At 67.2% G+C, this 16,899-nt stretch carries 16 protein-coding genes; 11 read left to right on the top strand and 5 right to left on the bottom strand.

The genetic code is table 11. The features are described from left to right. Window positions 1-177: 177 nt before the first annotated feature. Window positions 178-1,473 (bottom strand): O-acetylhomoserine aminocarboxypropyltransferase/cysteine synthase family protein, encoded by a 1,296-nt coding sequence (locus Mspo_RS18310; protein ID WP_159732464.1) that lies wholly within the window; start codon window positions 1,471-1,473, stop codon window positions 178-180. A 260-nt stretch (window positions 1,474-1,733) separates the two neighbouring features. Between Mspo_RS18310 and Mspo_RS18305 the strand changes: the two genes are divergently transcribed. After that, on the top strand, window positions 1,734-1,922 hold the full coding sequence (locus tag Mspo_RS18305; RefSeq protein ID WP_018267040.1) for a 4Fe-4S dicluster domain-containing protein: 189 nt from the start codon (window positions 1,734-1,736) through the stop codon (window positions 1,920-1,922). A 242-nt stretch (window positions 1,923-2,164) separates the two neighbouring features. Here the strand turns inward: Mspo_RS18305 and Mspo_RS18300 are convergent, their stop codons facing one another. Beyond that, the gene (locus tag Mspo_RS18300; protein ID WP_159732461.1) at window positions 2,165-2,590 is read right to left on the bottom strand and encodes a type II toxin-antitoxin system VapC family toxin; all 426 of its coding nucleotides are present in this window, start codon (window positions 2,588-2,590) and stop codon (window positions 2,165-2,167) included. Then, entirely contained in the window at window positions 2,587-2,835 is a 249-nt protein-coding gene (locus Mspo_RS18295; RefSeq protein ID WP_159732458.1) for a type II toxin-antitoxin system Phd/YefM family antitoxin, read from the bottom strand. Before Mspo_RS18295 ends, Mspo_RS18300 begins: the two co-directional genes overlap by 4 nt. A gap of 163 nt (window positions 2,836-2,998) precedes the next feature. On the opposite strand from Mspo_RS18295, the gene Mspo_RS18290 reads away from it, so the two are divergent. The 10 genes from Mspo_RS18290 (at window position 2,999) to phoB (ending at window position 13,513) form a co-directional block, all read left to right on the top strand. Beyond that, the gene (locus Mspo_RS18290) at window positions 2,999-3,847 is read left to right on the top strand and encodes an ImuA family protein (protein WP_159732455.1); all 849 of its coding nucleotides are present in this window, start codon (window positions 2,999-3,001) and stop codon (window positions 3,845-3,847) included. After that, the gene (locus tag Mspo_RS18285; RefSeq protein ID WP_159732452.1) at window positions 3,762-5,351 is read left to right on the top strand and encodes a DNA polymerase Y family protein; all 1,590 of its coding nucleotides are present in this window, start codon (window positions 3,762-3,764) and stop codon (window positions 5,349-5,351) included. Before Mspo_RS18290 ends, Mspo_RS18285 begins: the two co-directional genes overlap by 86 nt. A gap of 265 nt (window positions 5,352-5,616) precedes the next feature. After that, window positions 5,617-6,702, top strand: coding sequence for a lysylphosphatidylglycerol synthase domain-containing protein (locus tag Mspo_RS18280; RefSeq protein ID WP_306344975.1), 1,086 nt, complete (start codon window positions 5,617-5,619; stop codon window positions 6,700-6,702). Between the two features lie 196 nt (window positions 6,703-6,898). Continuing rightward, window positions 6,899-7,957: an ATP-binding protein gene (locus Mspo_RS18275; protein ID WP_159732446.1), complete on the top strand. Its 1,059-nt coding sequence runs from the start codon at window positions 6,899-6,901 to the stop codon at window positions 7,955-7,957. 158 nt (window positions 7,958-8,115) lie between these two features. Next, complete coding sequence (gene pstS / locus Mspo_RS18270; protein WP_201281749.1) at window positions 8,116-9,165, top strand: phosphate ABC transporter substrate-binding protein PstS; 1,050 nt, start codon at window positions 8,116-8,118, stop codon at window positions 9,163-9,165. Between the two features lie 306 nt (window positions 9,166-9,471). After that, entirely contained in the window at window positions 9,472-10,392 is a 921-nt protein-coding gene (pstC, locus tag Mspo_RS18265; protein ID WP_244613539.1) for a phosphate ABC transporter permease subunit PstC, read from the top strand. A gap of 3 nt (window positions 10,393-10,395) precedes the next feature. Further along, window positions 10,396-11,235: a phosphate ABC transporter permease PstA gene (pstA, locus tag Mspo_RS18260; protein WP_159732443.1), complete on the top strand. Its 840-nt coding sequence runs from the start codon at window positions 10,396-10,398 to the stop codon at window positions 11,233-11,235. Continuing rightward, entirely contained in the window at window positions 11,232-12,017 is a 786-nt protein-coding gene (pstB, locus tag Mspo_RS18255; protein WP_159732440.1) for a phosphate ABC transporter ATP-binding protein PstB, read from the top strand. Before pstA ends, pstB begins: the two co-directional genes overlap by 4 nt. 30 nt (window positions 12,018-12,047) lie before the next feature. Next, on the top strand, window positions 12,048-12,773 hold the full coding sequence (gene phoU / locus Mspo_RS18250) for a phosphate signaling complex protein PhoU (protein WP_159732437.1): 726 nt from the start codon (window positions 12,048-12,050) through the stop codon (window positions 12,771-12,773). Continuing rightward, window positions 12,770-13,513 (top strand): phosphate regulon transcriptional regulator PhoB, encoded by a 744-nt coding sequence (phoB, locus tag Mspo_RS18245; RefSeq protein ID WP_159732434.1) that lies wholly within the window; start codon window positions 12,770-12,772, stop codon window positions 13,511-13,513. The genes phoU and phoB overlap by 4 nt, the downstream gene beginning before the upstream one ends. 234 nt (window positions 13,514-13,747) lie before the next feature. On the opposite strand, the gene prfB is transcribed toward phoB, so the two are convergent. Beyond that, a protein-coding gene (gene prfB / locus Mspo_RS18240) for a peptide chain release factor 2 (RefSeq protein ID WP_159732431.1) occupies window positions 13,748-14,879 on the bottom strand; the annotation gives its coding sequence in 2 pieces (ribosomal slippage) (window positions 13,748-14,809 and window positions 14,811-14,879; 1,131 coding nt in all). Window positions 14,880-15,175: 296 nt separating this feature from the next. Continuing rightward, complete coding sequence (locus Mspo_RS18235; protein ID WP_159732428.1) at window positions 15,176-16,732, bottom strand: pyridoxal-dependent decarboxylase; 1,557 nt, start codon at window positions 16,730-16,732, stop codon at window positions 15,176-15,178. Window positions 16,733-16,899: the final 167 nt, after the last annotated feature.

Genomic DNA, 16,899 nt, shown 5'->3' with positions numbered 1-16,899 from the left:
TTCCTCTTCGCCCGCCGACCCATCGCGCTCCTCGACGAGCCGCCGCCCAAATACCTCGTCCCGAGCCGATGGAAATCCCCAGACCAGCTGGAACTCCACTATGCCTGATTTTCCCCGGACAGCCGTGCGCGCTAGCGGGGGAGGGTGAGAGAGGGGGCGAATCCGCGCTCTACCTTCTCACCCCGCCGCCTTCAACGCTTGATCGAGATCGGCGAGAATATCGTCGATATGCTCTATGCCGATGGCGAGGCGCACATAGCCGGGCGTCACGCCGGTCGCGAGCTGCGCCTCGGCTGAAAGCTGCGAATGCGTCGTCGTCGCCGGATGAATGGCGAGGCTGCGCGCGTCGCCGATATTGGCGACGTGATAGAAGAGCTTCAACGCGTCGATGAAGCGGCGTCCGGCCTCGAGGCCGCCGGCGAGCTCGAAGCCGACCAGCGCGCCATATTTGCCCTTCAGATATTTGTCGGCGCGCGCGCGCTCGGCGCCGCTCTGGCGCGAGGGATGAATCACCTTCACGATCTCGGAACGTTCGCTGAGAAAATCCGCGACCGCCTGCGCATTGGCGACATGGCGCTCGATGCGCAGCGGCAGAGTCTCTATGCCCTGCAATGTGAGAAAAGCATTGAAGGGCGAAGGCGCGGAGCCGAGATCGCGCAGCAGAGTCGTGCGCGCCTTGATGATATAGGCGATGGGCCCGAGCGGCTTCACCGCCTCCACCCAGACGGCGCCGTGATAGCTCGGGTCCGGCGTGTTGAGCGCGGGCTGGCGCTCGGCGAATTTCTCCCAATCGAAATTGCCGCCGTCGATGATCGCGCCGCCGATCGAGGTTCCATGGCCGCCGATATATTTGGTCGTCGAATAGACGACGATCGCCGCGCCATGCTCGAAGGGCTTCACCAATAGCGGCGCGGCGGTGTTGTCGGCGATGAGCGGAACGCCATATTCGCGGCCGATCGCCGCCACTTCCGCGATGGGGAAGACGACGAGCTTGGGATTGGGCAGAGTCTCGGCGTAATAGGCTCTGGTGCGCGCATCGGTCGCGCGGCGGAAATTCTCCGGATCGCTCGGATCGACGAAGCGTATGTCGAGGCCCTGCTCCTTCAGCGTATTGGCGAAGAGATTCCAGGTGCCGCCGTAGAGATCGGTGGAGGCGACGACATTGTCGCCGGCGCGGGCGATATTCTGCAGCGCGAAGGCCGAGGCCGCCTGGCCGGAGGAGAGGGCGAGCGCCGCGACGCCGCCCTCGAGCGCGGCGAGACGCTCCTCGAGAATCGCCGTCGTCGGATTGCCGATGCGCGTGTAGATATTGCCGAGCTCCTTCAGCGCAAAGAGATTTGCGGCGTGCTCCGTGTCGCGGAACTGATAGGAGGTCGTCTGATAGATGGGCGGCGCGACGGCGCCGGTCGTCGGATCGGAGCGCCAGCCGGCGTGGAGGGCCAGGGTTTCGGGATGCTTGCTGTCAACGGGCATTTCCGTCCTCGCTTCTCGATCGCAATTCTCGGCGGCGCGGCGCGCTCGCGGCCGATTAAACCGGATTATTAGTCTACGAGCAATGTGGGGTTTCGAGCCGCCGCCGACCGCTCGCGGGCGCGACGATCCGACGCGAGCGGAAGCGCGCCGCATCCGCCCTCGGTAAATTGAAACGATTCTTGCTTACCCCCGTCTGTCGCGTCGAGACGCGCGGCGCCGATCCGCGAGCGCCGCGTCTGAGAACGATCGGGGAGAATATTATGGCCTTGAAGATCATCGCTTCGCAATGCACGGTTTGCGGAGCTTGCGAGTTCGACTGTCCCACCGCCGCCATTCGCATGAAGGGCGACACCTATATCATCGACCCCAAGAAGTGCACGGAATGCGACGGCGAGTCTCCGCATTGCGCCGAGGTTTGTCCGGTTCCCGACACTTGCGTCCCCGCGTGACGCTCGACGCGACAAAATTGTCGGCGACGCGAGCGGCCCTCCCCGGCGGGACTTTCCCGGGGAGAGGCGGGAGCGTATTTGTTTTCAGCGGCCTGGCGCGCTAGCGCGCCACCGCTTTTTTGCGCGACGGCTGTCGGGCCTCACTCTCGCTGTTCCGCGCACGGCCGATCTCTTGCAGGCCCGCCATGAAACAACAGCCGGGCTCGAGCCCCCACCGCTCGAGAACCGGATTTGCATGCGCGTCATGACGGGGCGATCGTTTTCGCGCCGCGACGGCGAGCCGCCTCGGCTAGGCGCATGTCGAAAGTGACGAGCGTATAGTCACGATTTTCGCACAAGGCGAGATGCAACGCGTCCGGCGCGGAAAGCTTCAGCGCGAAGTCGCGCGCGAGATGTTCGGCCAGCGCCATGTCGCGGGGACGAGTGTCGATTTGCGTCGTCATGCGTCGCGCCCATTCGTCGAAATCGCCGAGCGCCTCGCGCAGGATCTTCTCACTCGCCGGTTCGACACGAAAGCGCCGCGACAATACGGCCGTAAATTCGATCCTCGCGAAATCGCCCACGCATAATTCGCCCGGATTCGCGTCGATCCAGGCGTCCGCCGCAGCCGAATGGACGTCGGGCGCGAAGAGCGCGACGAGCAGATTGGCGTCGAGATAGAAGCTCACCGCTCCCTGTCCCGCATTTCGCGGATGATCGCGACGGCGTCCTCGCCGAGCGGAGGACGGGCGGCGCGACGCGCGCGCAGCCGCGCCATTTCTTCGGCCGTCATTCTGTCCGACGCATTCGCGCTCGGGCGCAATTCGACGACAGGCTTGCCGTGGCGCGTGATCGTGACGATCTCGCCGCGCAAGGATTCATCGATCAGGCGCGAGAGCTGCTCTTTTGCCTTGGCGATGGAATAGCTCGGCATGCGCGGCTCCAATCTGGTCACTTTCGCGGAGAATAGGTCATTTTCACCGGATGCGGAAGCCGCCGCCTCGCCGGGAGGAGCCGGAAATCTCGCCGCTTGACTCTCCTCCGCAGCGGAGTCAGCATGAGAACAAATAGGAAACAATCCAGGAGATCGGGGACCGATGTCGCGCAGCGGCTCATCGGAACGCATTGTTTTTTTGCGTCGACGCATCGCCGGGCTGGAGGCGGGCGGCGAGCCGCCGCCTGCGCGCGCCGGCGATGACGCGTTCTCGCGCCTCTTCAATCCCAGCCGCGGCGGCCTCGGCGAGGCGCTGCCGGCGCGGCCGACCGACGCCGCCGCGGCGGCCGGCTTCGCCTTCGCCCTGGCCCTGCGCCGGCTGCGCCTGCGGCCGCAGGGCGCGATCGTCTGGATCGCCGAGGATATGGCGGCGCGCGAGCTCGGCCTGCCCTATGGGCGCGGCCTGCAGGCGGCGGGCCTGCCGCCGGAGCGGCTGGTGCTGGCGCGCACGCGCCGCCCGCGCGAGACGCTCTGGGCCATGGAGGAGGCGCTGAAGAGCGGCGCCGCCGTCGTCATCGCCGAGAGCTGGGCCGAGGCGAGCGCCTATGACCTCACCGCCTCGCGGCGCCTGGCGCTCGCCGCCCGCCGCAGCGGAAGCGCCGGCCTGCTGCTGCTGCCCCGCGCGGCCGGCGCCGCGCCGAGGCTCGCCAGCGCCGCCGAGACGCGCTTCGAGATCGCCGCCTGCGCGCCGCCGCCGCGGGCCGAGGGCGCGCCGCGGCCCCTGCCCGGCCCGCCCGCCTTTCGCCTGCGCGTCGTCAAGGCGCGCGGCCTTATCGGCGCCTTCGACCCGCAGGCCTGGCGCGACATCGTCTTCGACCATGAGGAGGCCGAGTTCCATGGGGCGCCTTTCCATGCGTTGCCATTTCATGCGTTGCCTGGCCGTGTTCTTGCCGCGCCTTCCGACCGACCGGCTCTCGCGCCGGCGGCGAGGGCAAGACGCGCCCTCGCCTGAGGCGGAGGCGCCGCTCGCCATTTGGGCGAAACTCGGCGGCGCCGAGCGGCTGACCGCCGTCGACGCCCGCGCCGAGGCGGCCGGGCTCGTCCCCGGCATGGCGGTCGCCGACGCGCGCGCCATGCGCCCCGCCCTGCGGCTGGCGGAAGCCGACCTTCGAGCCGACGCCGAGCTGCTCGGGCGGATCGCCGATTGGTGCCGCCGCTTCACCCCGCTCGCCGCCACCGATCCGCCGGACGGACTCCTCATGGATGTGAGCGGCGCCGCGCATCTCTTCGGCGGCGAGGCCGCGCTGCTGGCGGAGGTCGAGCGCCGCCTCGCCGCCCAGGGTTTTGCCGCGCGAGCCGCGATCGCCCCCGGTCCGGCGCTGACGCGGGCGCTGGCGCGCTTCTCCCGCTTGCGCCATGTGGCGGAAGGGGCGACTCGGGAAGAGCTCGAGGCGATCGCCGCCGGCCTGCCCGTCGCCGCGCTCGATCTCGACGAGACGGCGCGCCACAGGCTCGATCGCGCCGGGCTGCGCAGCCTCGGCGATCTTCTCGCGCGGCCGCGCGCGCCGCTCACGGCGCGGCTCGGGACCGAAACCATGGCGCGGCTCGACGCCATCGCCTGCCGCCGCCGCGAGCCGATCTCGCCGCGCTTCGAGGCCCCCGATTTCATGGCCGAACGCCGTTTTCCCGACGGGCTCACGCGGCAGGAGGACATAGAACGCACGCTCGCCGCCCTCGCCCGCGAGCTCTGCCTGCTGCTCGAGCGCCATGGCGTGGGCGCGCGGGCGCTCGAGGCCGTCTTCTACCGCGTCGATGGCGCGGTCGCCCATATCGAAACGGGAACCAGCCGGCCGCTGCGCGACCCCGAGACGATCGCCCTGCTGCTGCGCGAGCGCCTGGCCGTGCTGGCGGAGGAGGGGCTCGACACGGGCTATGGCTATGACGTGCTGCGGCTCGGCGCCGCGCGCGTCGAGCGCTGCGACGCGCCGCAGGCGGATCTCGGCGTCGAAAAAATCGATCTGGCCGGGCGGGAGAGCGAAAGCGGCGCGCGCCTCGACGACCTCGTCGATCGGCTCGGCGCGCGGCTCGGCCCCCGCCGCGTGCTGCGGCTCTATCCGCAGGCGTCGCATATTCCGGAGCTCGCCGTCGCGCTTCGGCCCGCCTGCGCCCCTGCTCCCGCGACGGCCGAGACCGTTCCGCCCGCATATCCGCGCGAAAGCGGCGCGCCGGCGCGCCCGCTGCGCCTGTTCGAGCGGCCGGAGCCGATCGAGGCGGCAGCGCTCACGCCCGACGGGCCGCCGCTGCGCTTTCGCTGGCGGCGGCGCCTGCACGAGCTCGCGGCCTATGAAGGGCCGGAGCGCATCGCGCCGCAATGGTGGAGCGCGCCCGCGGATGCGGCGACCCGCGACTATTTCTACGTGGAAGATCGCGAAGGCCGCCGTCTCTGGCTGTTTCGCGAGGGACTCGTCGGCCGCGAGAGCGCGCAGCCGCGCTGGTTCGTGCACGGCCTGTTCTGATGGCCTGTTTCGCGCGTCATCTTATCGTCATGCTTCGAGGCGAAACCGAACCAAGCCATCCCCATGACGTTTCCTTCCGACGTTCGGACGAACGACGGCGCGCGGAACGGGCCGGTCGCTCTCGGGGCGCGCGCAACAGGGACCCGAAAATCCTATGAACGGACGCCGCGAGGCCCGCCGGTCGCCTTTGAACTCCGCCGCCCGACGTCGTATCGAAGAAGCCTATTCCGCGCATATTCGAAGGCGTATCGAGGAAAAAGCGAAATTGAAGCGGCCGGACGGAGAATTTTCGCAGGAGGGCCCCGCGGCGCCTGCGGGCGAGGCGAAGAAGCAGGACGCCGGCGGCGCCGGGCTCGATTTCTTGTCGACGGCGCGCCGCTACATCGCGCCGAGCGTCGGCAAGGCTCTCGGCGGCGTCGCCAGCCTCGCCGTCTTCGTTCTGGCCGGCTTCGCTCTGGCGAGCGCGATCTCGAGCGTCAAATTCTCCGACATTCGCGCCGCCATGGCGGCGATGAGCGCCGAGCAGATACTCGCGGCTCTGCTCTTCACCGCGCTCTCCTATGTCGCGCTCACCGGCTATGACGCGCTGGCGCTGCGCGAATTGCGGCTGCGCATGCGCTATCGCATCGCCGCGCTCGCCTCTTTCGCGAGCTACGCCTTCTCCTTCAATCTCGGCTTTCCCGTCGTCACCGCCGCGGCCGTCCGCTATTGGATCTATTCGCGCGTCGGCGTGACCGCCGTGCAGGTCGCCAATATCACCGTCATCGCCGGCGTCACCTTCTGGCTCGGCATGACCTCTGTCGTCGGCGTCGGCCTCATGGCGCGCGCCGGCGAGATCGGCGCGATCGACAAGCTGCCGGCCTTCGTCAATTTCGCGCTCGGCCTCATGATCTGCGCGGGAGTCGGCTATTACGTCGTCTGGGTGTCGCTGCGCCGGCGCCGGGTGCGGCTGCGGGGCCATTTCTTCGAGTTGCCGGGGTTCGCGCCCACCGTCGGGCAGACGCTGCTCGGCGTCGCCGATCTCTGCAGCGCCGCGGCGGCGCTCTATGCGCTCTTGCCGCAGGACGTCAGTCTCGACTTCCCGACTTTCGTCTCGGTCTATGTCTTCGCCTGCATTCTCGGCGTCATCAGCCATGCGCCGGGCGGCATAGGCGTTTTCGAGGCGACGATGCTGAACGCTCTGCCCTCCCATTCTCAGGAGAGCCTGCTCGCCTCCCTTCTGCTGTTCCGCATCATCTATTACTTCCTGCCGTTCATTCTCGCGCTGGCTTTTCTCGGCGCCGACGAGGGCTCGCGGCGCTGGAACAGCCTGCGCGAGACGATCGCCCGAATATTGGAGGCGAGAGAGTGACGGATGTCGCGCTCCGCAGTCGTAACTTGTGACATAAAGGCGTCGTCATTCCCGACGCTCTCAAAGCGAGCGATCGGGACTCCAGCGGCAAAGACGAGGCTATTTCGCCTTTGCCCCCGGATTTCCGGTCGGGCCTGCGGCCCGCCGGGAATGACGGCTCCCTGTTCATCCAGGCGACATTTCGACGAGAGGACCGATGCCGGATCTGCGACGCCGCTACCAGGGTGAGGCTCTGCTCGGCCTCGTCATCGACGCTCTGCCGGAGGCGGTCTTCGTCATCGACTCCGAGGCGCGCATCGTCGCCGCCAACCGCGCCGCGCGCTCGGTTCTGCCCTCGCTTCGCCCCAACGACCCGCTGGCGCGCAGCCTTCGCTCGCCGGATGTGCTCGACGCGCTCGACCGCGTGCTGCGCGGCGGCGCGCCGGAAAAGGTGATCTGGCTCGAGCGCCTGCCGGTGGAATGCTGGTTCGAGGTGCATATCGCGCCGCTGCGGCTCGAGGGCTATGAGAACGCCGCCGTGGTGAGCCTGCGCGACTTGACCGAATCGCGGCGCGTCGAGCGCATGCGCGTCGACTTCGTCGCCAACGCCAGCCATGAGCTGCGCACGCCGCTCGCCTCGCTGCTCGGCTTCGTGGAGACGTTGCAGGGCCCCGCCCGCGACGACGAGAAGGCGCGCGACCGCTTCCTCTCCATCATGCGCGATCAGGCGCAGCGGATGTCGCGCCTCGTCGACGACCTGCTTTCCCTCTCGCGCATCGAGCAGCATCTGCACCTCAGACCAGACACGCCCGTCGATCTCGGCATTCTCGTCGCCCATATCGTCGACACGCTCGCCCCGATGGCGGAGGACAGCGGCGCGGAGCTGAAGCTCGAGATCGCCGCTCCGGTCGTCGTCCCCGGCGACCGCGACGAGCTCGCCCGCGTCGCCGAAAATCTCATCGAGAACGCGATCAAATACGGAGCCGGGCCGATCGACATCTCGCTCGCCCCGCTCGGCGCCTCGGCCGTCTTCTCGGTGCGCGACCACGGCCCCGGCATCCCTCCGGAGCACCTGCCGCGCCTGACCGAACGTTTCTATCGCATCGACGCCGGCAAGAGCCGCGCGAAGGGCGGCACCGGCCTCGGCCTCGCGATCGTCAAGCATATCGTGGCTCGCCATCGTGGGAGGCTCGCCATAGACTCCGCTCCGGAGAAAGGCGCCACATTCCGCGTATTTCTGCCTCTGGTCGACCCGGAAAAAGCCGAAATCTCCTGACGAAGAATAGATTTATAAATAAATTCAATTATTTGATTTGTCATATGACATTCATCGCAGCGTCGTAAAACCCTCGCCGCGCGCCACTAGGGTGCGCCCCGCTGGGGGCGCTGGATCCGCGCCGACACAGTGAACCTCGAGTTCGAAAGAGACCGAACATGCTCTCCAAAATACTTCATCGAGTCGCTCTGGCGACGGGCCTGGCCGTGGCGACGGCCGGCGCGGCTTTTGCGATCGACATCTCCGGCGCCGGCGCCACCTTCCCCTATCCGATCTACGCGAAATGGGCCGACTCCTATAAGAAGGAGACCGGGAACGGCCTCAACTACCAGTCGATCGGCTCGGGCGGCGGAATCAAGCAGATCAAGGCCCGCACCGTGACCTTCGGCGCTTCCGACCAGCCGCTGAAGGCCGAGGAGCTCGAGGCGGCCGGCCTCGCCCAATGGCCGCAGGTGATCGGCGGCATCGTGCCGGTCCTCAATCTGGACGGCGTCGCCTCCGGCGATCTCGTCCTCGACGGCAAGACCCTCGCCGCCATCTTCCTCGGCGAGATCACGAAGTGGGACGACGCCGCGATCAAGAAGCTCAATCCGAAGGCCAAGCTGCCGTCGGCGGCGATCGCCGTCGTTCATCGCTCGGACGGATCGGGCACGACCTTCAACTTCACCAACTATCTGTCCAAGGTCAGCGCGGACTGGAAGTCCAAGGTCGGCGAGAACGCCTCGGTCGAATGGCCGGTCGGCATCGGCGCCAAGGGCAATGAAGGCGTCGCCAACAATGTCGCCAACACCAAGGGCTCCATCGGCTACGTCGAATACGCCTACGCCAAGCAGAACAAGCTGACCTACACCAAGCTCGTCAACAAGGACGGCAAGACCGTCGCGCCGACGACGCCGACCTTCCAGGCCGCGGCCTCCAACGCCGATTGGGCCAACGCGCCGGGCTTCTTCCAGATCCTCACCGACCAGCCGGGCGCGCAGTCCTGGCCGATCACCGCCGCGACCTTCATCCTGCTGCCCAAGGCGCCGCAGGACACGGCCGCCGCGACCGAGGCGCTGAAGTTCTTCGCCTGGGCCTTCGCCAAGGGCGCCAAGGCGGCCGAGGAGCTGGACTACATTCCGCTGCCGGCCAATGTCGTGACGCTCATCAAGAAGAGCTGGGCCGCCAATATCAAGGATGCGGGCGGCAAGCCGCTGGCGTCGAACTGACGTGACGTGCGGCCGGCGAGGCTTCCTGCTTCGCCGGCCGCCCTCGACGCGAACCGTGCGAGAACGGCGGAACGGCCGACGACCCGCGCCCGGACGAATTCGGCCGCTTCCTTTCGATGCGGCGCGCCGCGACGCGGTGAGTTCTCCCGAGACCTGCTTTACGATTCGACGAAACACCGCCTTCGGGAGCGTGAAATGGAAGCCGGCTTCAACCGCCAAACGAGGGACAACAGCGTGTCGGACCTAGCAATCGTAGAAGCGACGCCTCGCGCCCCCGACCTCGACCGCGGGAAAGTCCTCGGCCGCATGGCCCTGTTCGACTTCTTCTTCCATAATCTGACCCGCGCCGCGGCGATCCTCGTGCTGCTGATCCTCGGCGGCGTGATCTTGTCGCTGGTCTACGGCTCGGCGCCGGCGATCAAGGCATTCGGCCTCGGCTTTCTGACGACCGAATCGTGGAATCCGGTCACCGAGAAATTCGGCGCCGTCGCGCCCATCTACGGCACTCTGGTGACCTCGGCGATCGCAATGCTCATCGCCGTGCCGCTCGGCCTCGGCATCGCCATTTTCCTGACCGAGCTCTGCCCCCATGCGCTGCGCCGGCCGATCGGCGTCGCCATCGAGCTGCTCGCCGGCATTCCCTCCATCATCTACGGCATTTGGGGCCTCTTCGTGCTGGCCCCCTTCCTGCAGCAATATGTGCAGCCGGCGCTGATCTCCCTCACCGGCGACATTCCCGTTCTGTCGAGCCTCTTCGCCGGACCGCCCTATGGCATCGGCGTGCTGACGGCGGGCTTCATCCTCGCCATCATGGTGCTGCCCTTCATCACCTCCATCTCGCGCGACGTGTTCGAAACCGTGCCGCCGGTGCTGAAGGAGGCGGCCTCGGGCGTCGGCTGCACGACCTGGGAGGTCATGCGCTATGTCGTGATCCCCTACACGCGGGTCGGCGTCATCGGCGGCGTGATGCTCGGCCTCGGCCGCGCGCTCGGCGAGACGATGGCCGTCACCTTCGTCATCGGCAATGCGCATAAAGTGTCGAGCTCGCTGCTCGCGCCGGGCACGACGATCTCGGCGACGATCGCCAATGAATTCACCGAAGCGGTGGGCGATCTCTACACATCCGCGCTGATCGAGCTCGGCCTCATCCTCTTCGTCATCACCTTCTTCGTGCTGGCGGCGGCGCGCTTCATGCTGATGCGCATCGAGCAGAAATCGGGAGCCTGACCCTTGTCCCTCTATTCCTCCCGTCGCCGCACCAACGCCATCGCCACCACGCTCTGCTGGACCGGCACGATCTTCGGCCTCTCCTGGCTGGTGCTGATCCTCGGCGCGCTGATCTATGAAGGCGCGCGCGGCCTCTCGCCTGCGGTCTTCACCGAGATGACGCCGCCGCCGGGCTCGACCGGCGGCCTGCTCAACGCCATCGCCGGCTCTCTGGTGATGACGGTGATCGGCGTGCTGCTCGGCACGCCGCTCGGAATGCTGGCCGGCACCTATATGGCGGAATACGGCCGCTATTCGAAGCTCACCATGATCGTGCGCTTCATCAACGACATTCTGCTCAGCGCGCCCTCCATCGTCGTCGGCCTCTTCGTCTATACGGTGGTGGTGGCCCGCGTCGGGCATTTCTCCGGCATAGCCGGGGCGCTGGCGCTCGCCGTGCTGGTGGTGCCCGTGGTGGTGCGCACCACCGAGGACATGCTGCTGCTGGTGCCGAGCCCGCTGCGCGAAGCCGCCGCGGCGCTCGGCCTGCCGCGCTCGCATATGCTGATGCGCGTCGCCTATCGCGCGGCGAAATCGGGCATCGTCACCGGCGTCCTGCTGGCGATCGCGCGCGTCTCCGGCGAGACGGCGCCGCTGCTCTTCACCTCGCTCAACAATCAGTTCTGGAGCACGGATCTCAACGCGCCGGTCTCCAGCCTGCCCGTCGTCATCTTCCAATTCGCGCTCTCGCCCTACAAGGACTGGCAGCAGCTCGCCTGGACCGGCGCGCTGCTCGTCACCGTCGCCGTTCTCCTGCTCTCGATCACGGCGCGCGCGCTCAGCAGCCAAGGAAAACACAAATGACCGCCATGCCGGTAGTCGAGGCCGCCATTCCGACCAAGGTCTCGGTTCGCGATCTGGACTTCTATTACGGCCAGTCGCGCGCGCTGAAATCGATCTCGCTGCCGCTCTACACCCATAAGGTGACGGCCTTCATCGGCCCGTCCGGCTGCGGCAAGTCGACGCTTCTGCGCATTCTGAACCGCATGTACGACCTCTATCCGCGGCAGCGCGCCGAGGGCGAGGTGCTGCTCGACGGCGAGAACATTCTCGACCCGGGGATCGATCTGAACCTGCTGCGCTCGCGCGTCGGCATGGTGTTCCAGAAGCCGACGCCCTTTCCCATGTCGATCTACGACAATATCGCCTTCGGCATCCGCCTCTACGAGAAGCTCTCGCGCAGCGAGCTGGACGGACGCGTCGAGGCGGCGCTGCGCGGCGCGGCGCTGTGGGACGAAGTGCGGGACAAGCTGAATTCGAGCGGCCTCGGACTCTCGGGCGGCCAGCAGCAGCGCCTGTGCATCGCCCGCACCGTCGCCATTCAGCCGGAGGTGATCCTCTTCGACGAGCCCTGCTCGGCGCTGGACCCGATCTCCACGGCCAAGATCGAGGAGCTCATCGACGAATTGTCGGAGCGCTACACGATCGCCATCGTCACCCACAATATGCAGCAGGCGGCGCGCGTCTCCGACTTCACCGCCTTCATGTATCTCGGCGACCTCGTCGAATTCGGCGAGACGAACAATCTGTTCACCGCGCCGCACAATAAGAAGACGCAGGACTATATCACCGGCCGCTTCGGCTGAGCGCGGCGCAGCGCACGAGGAATGAGAGACATGAGCGAACACATCGTCAGCTCCTATGACCGCGACCTCGAAGTGCTCGGCCGCCGCATCGCCGAGATGGGGGGCGTCGCCGAAAAAATGCTCGCCGAGGCGATGGACGCGCTCGCCAATTTCGACATAGAGCTCGCCCACCGCGTCGTCGCCACCGACCAGCGGCTCGACGCTCTGCAGCGCGAGATCGAGGAGAGCGCGATCCTCACCATCGCGCGGCGTCAGCCGCTCGCCATCGATCTGCGCGAATGCATCGCCGCGATGCGCATCGCCGCCGATCTCGAACGCGTCGGCGATCTCGCCAAGAGCATCGCCAAGCGCACGGTGAAGATCCTCTCCGAAGCGCGCGTGCCGCGCGCGATCATCGGGCTGAAAACCATGGCCGAGGTCGCGGCCATGCAGTTGAAGGACGTGCTCGACGCCTACGCCCAGCGCGATGTGGAGCGCGCCCGCGCGGTGTGGACCAATGACAGCGAGCTCGACGCGCTCGAGGATTCGGTGTTCCGCGATCTCCTCACCTTCATGATGGAGGATCCGCGCAACATCTCCTTCTGCACCCATCTCCTGTTCTGCTCGAAGAATATCGAGCGGATCGGCGATCACACGACCAATATCGCCGAGACGATCGTCTATCTCGTGACCGGAGAGGCGATGCCGACCGACCGTCCGAAGGGCAAGTCGGCGAGCCTCGGCTCCGGCGCGGAAACGGATGAGCCCTCGCAATGAATGAAATCCGCGTCGCAACGCCGCGCGAGACGCCGCATGATCGCGCGCCACGCATCCTCGTCGTCGAGGACGAGGCGGCGCTCGCTCTGCTGCTCGCCTATAATCTCGAATCGGAAGGATTTCAGGTCGAGCATGTGGAGCGCGGCGACGAGGCGGAAATCCGCCTCGCCGAATCCCTGCCCGACCTCGTCATTCTCGACTGGATGCTGCCCGGCGTCTCGGGCCTCGAGATCTGCCGGCGCCTGCGCGCGCGCGACGACACGCGCACCATGCCGATCATCATGCTCACCGCCCGCGGCGATGAGAATGAGCGCGTGCGCGGCCTCTCGGTGGGCGCCGACGATTATGTGGTGAAGCCCTTCTCCACGCCCGAGCTGATGGCGCGCGTCCATGCGCTGCTGCGCCGGGCGCGGCCCGAGCGCGTGGCGACGCGCCTCGTCGCCGGCGACATCGACCTGGATCGCGAGACGCGGCGCGTCAAGCGCAGCGGCCGCGAAATCCATCTCGGGCCGACCGAGTTCCGCCTGCTCGAATATCTGATGGAGAAGCCCGGCCGCGTCTTCTCGCGCGCGCAGCTGCTCGACAGCGTCTGGGGCCTCTCGGCGGAAATCGATGAGCGCACCGTCGACGTGCATGTCGGGCGCCTGCGCAAGGCGATCATCCGCGGCCGCGAGAAAGACCCGATCCGCACCGTGCGCGGCACGGGCTATTCCTTCGACGAGACGTTCGGGCGCGGTTGACGCTCTCGACGCGCGCGTCTCCTTCTCCCACGAAGTGGGAGAAGGAGACGCGCCATAGGGCGTCCGTGAGGACGCCCGTCGCAAGCGCCGGGCTTATGGCCGGGAGGGCGCTGTGGTTCGCAGCGCCTGAAAATGCAAATATTACTGTAGCGGATGGAGCCCTCATCCGACCCTCGCTGACGCGAGGGCCACCTTCTCCCGCGAGCGGGAGAAGGACGCGCCCCACGCCCGCCCCTACTCCACGTCCTCGACCTTCTCCGGCCCGCCGCCCAGCACGCGCTGAGCGAGCGAGGCCTGCATGAAATCGTCGAGCTCGCCGTCCAGCACTTCCGACGGCGTGCCGGAAGTGTGGCCGGTGCGCAGATCCTTCACCAGCTGATAGGGCTGCAGCACATAGCTGCGAATCTGATGGCCCCAGCCGATGTCGGATTTCGAGGCTTCGACCGCATTGGCCTCCGCCTCGCGCTTTTCCAGCTCGACCTCGTAGAGGCGGGCGCGCAGCATGTTCCAGGCGGTGGCGCGGTTCTTGTGCTGCGAGCGCTCGGCCTGACAAGCGACGACGATGCCGGACGGAATATGGGTGATGCGAATGGCCGAATCCGTCGTGTTGACGTGCTGGCCGCCCGCGCCCGACGAACGATAGGTGTCGATGCGGCAGTCGGACTCGTTGACCTGAATGTCGATCTTGTCGTCGATGACCGGATAGACCCAGACCGAGGCGAAGCTCGTGTGCCGCCGCGCATTGGAATCGAAGGGCGAGATGCGCACGAGACGATGCACGCCCGACTCGGTCTTGGCCCAGCCATGGGCGTTCATGCCCTTGACGAGCAGCGTGGCCGATTTGATGCCGGCCTCGTCGCCGGCCGTCTCCTCGATCACCTCGACCTTGAACTTCTTGCGCTCCGCCCAGCGGGCGTACATGCGGAACAACATGCGCGCCCAGTCGCAGCTCTCGGTGCCGCCGGCGCCCGAATGCACCTCGATGAAAGTGTCATTGCCATCGGCCTCGCCCGAGAACAGCGCCTCGATCTGGCGGTCGCGCGATTCCTTCAGCAGCGCCACGAGCTGGGCGATACCTTCTCTTTCGGTGTCGGCGTCATTCTCGGCCTCGCCGAGCTCGACGAGGGTGATGGCGTCGTCGAGGTCGCGCTCGAGGCGCGCGATCGAGCCGAGCTGATCCTCGAGCTGGGTGCGCTCGCGCATGATCTTCTGCGCGGCGTCGGCGTCGTTCCAGAGATCGGGATCCTCGACCTTGGCGTTCAGCTCGGCGAGACGGCGCGTTGCGGTCTCGACGTCAAAGATGCCTCCTCAGCAGTCCCATGGACTGCTCGATCTGCTCTTTCAGCGCTAGCGGCTCGGCGCGCATATGGTTCTCTTTCCGTTTCGCTTCCGGGCCGGGGCCCGAGGCCGGAGGTATTAGAGCAAGACGCGCAAAAGATGAAGCCCCTGCCGGGCGGCGCGGTCCTTCTCCCACTGGTGGGAGAAGGTGGCCCGGCGCAGCCGGGTCGGATGAGGGCTCGTTAATGTTCTCCGACCGACCACGAAGACACGAAGGACACGAAGGCGACCACGACTTCGCTAAACGAACAATGGACCCTCATCCGACCCTCGCTGACGCGAGGGCCACCTTCTCCCGCGAGCGGGAGAAGGAGCGCGCCGCCGTCAATCCTGCGACAGCGGCGCGCCCTCCTCGCGCGGCGCCGGCAGCGGCTCCAGCGGCGGCTCGCCGCGGGCGCGTTGGGCGGCGCGCTCCAGCATCAGCATGAAGGCGTCTATGTCCTCTTCGCGCGTGCGGTGATTGAAGATCGCCGCCCGGATCGTCGGATGGCCGTCGAGCAGGGTGAGCGAGGGCGCGGCCTCGCCGCTCTCGTGAAGCTCCATCACGATCTCGCGATTGAGGCGCCCGTTCTCGTCATCGTCCTTCACGCCGAAGCACACGACATTGAGCGCCACCGGCGCGCGCATCTCGAAAGTGCCGGACGCCTCGATATGGCCGCGCAGCCGCTGCGCCAGAACGCAGCTTTTCTCGATGCAGGCGCCGAGGCGTTCCGCGCCGAAGACTTCTATGGTGAACCAGGTCTTCAGCGCGCGAAAGCCGCGCGAGAGATCGGCGCCGAGATCGCAGGGCCAAGTCTCGCCCGCCGCGAGGCCGCGCGGCGCGCGCGTGAGATAGGCGGCGTTGGCGGCGAAGGCGCGACGATGCGCCTCCGGGTCGCGCACCAGGAAGAAGCCGGCGTCATAGGGAACATGCAGCCATTTGTGGAAGTCGAAGGCGATGGAATCGGCGCGCTCCAGCCCCTTCACCAGCGGCTTCAGCGCCGGCGAGAGAACGGCGAGCGCCCCGAAGGCGCCGTCTATGTGGAACCAGAGGTCTTCCTGCTTCGCTATGTCGGCGAGCGCGTCGAGATCGTCGATCGCGCCCGTATCGACCGAGCCCGCCGTGCCGACGACGAGGAACGGATGCAGCCCTCGGGCGCGATCCTCTCGAAGAGCGCGCTTCAGCTCGTCGATGCGCAGCGAATGCGAGCCGTCCGACTCGATGAGCCGCAGATGGCGCGCGCCGAGGCCGGCGAGCTCCATCGCCTGCCGCACGCAGTTGTGCGCCTCGCGCGAGGCATAGGCGACCAATTGCTCCTCCAGCGCCTTCAGCCCGTTCTTGCGAACGTTCTTAGGCCCCAGCGCATGTTCGCGCGCGACCAGCAGCGACAGGAAATTGGCGATCGACGTGCCGGTGACGAAGACGCCGGAGGCGTCCGCCGGGAAGCCGAAGGCCTCGGCCATCCAGGCGGCGATCTGCCGCTCGACGTCGAGCGCGATGTGATTGCGGCCGCCGCAATTGGAATTGAGGCCGGCGGCCAGCATTTCCGCGATCATGCCGACGGGCGTGCCCGCCCCCTGCGCCCAGCCCATGAACAGCGGATGGATGTTGCCATTGGCGTAGGGCTGGATGAAACGCTCGAAATCCTCTAGCGCCGCGGCGAGGCCCCGACCCTCGGCCGGCAGAGGACGCCGGAAGCGCTCGCGCGCCTCCGCCGAGGGCTCGCGCCAGACCGGCCGCTCGCGCAGCGAGGCGAGATGGTCGATCATCAGGTCGAGCGCGCGATGGCTCTCGGCGCGGAACGCCTCCCAATCCCTGGGATCGAGGTCCGAAGGAGAGGCGTCGGCGGGCGCCGGGACGGCCGCGCCGATCGGCTTCGGCGGCCGTTGAGATTGGTTCATTCCCGCTTCATCCCCGGGAGCTTCGTAAGTGGGACAGGACTAATCAGCTTTCGCGCTGCGAAGCAATATCGCCGCCGGAAGCGGGCAGTAAGAACCTGACTCAAAAGACAACTATCGCGCGAGCCGCCTGATTGCGATCTGGATCGACGCCAGAACGACGAAGGTTT

The organism is Methylosinus sp. Ce-a6, assembly GCF_009811655.1.
GTDB lineage: Bacteria > Pseudomonadota > Alphaproteobacteria > Rhizobiales > Beijerinckiaceae > Methylosinus.
Note: the sequence above shows the minus strand (reverse complement) of the source record. Positions and strands in the feature narration are given on the sequence as shown.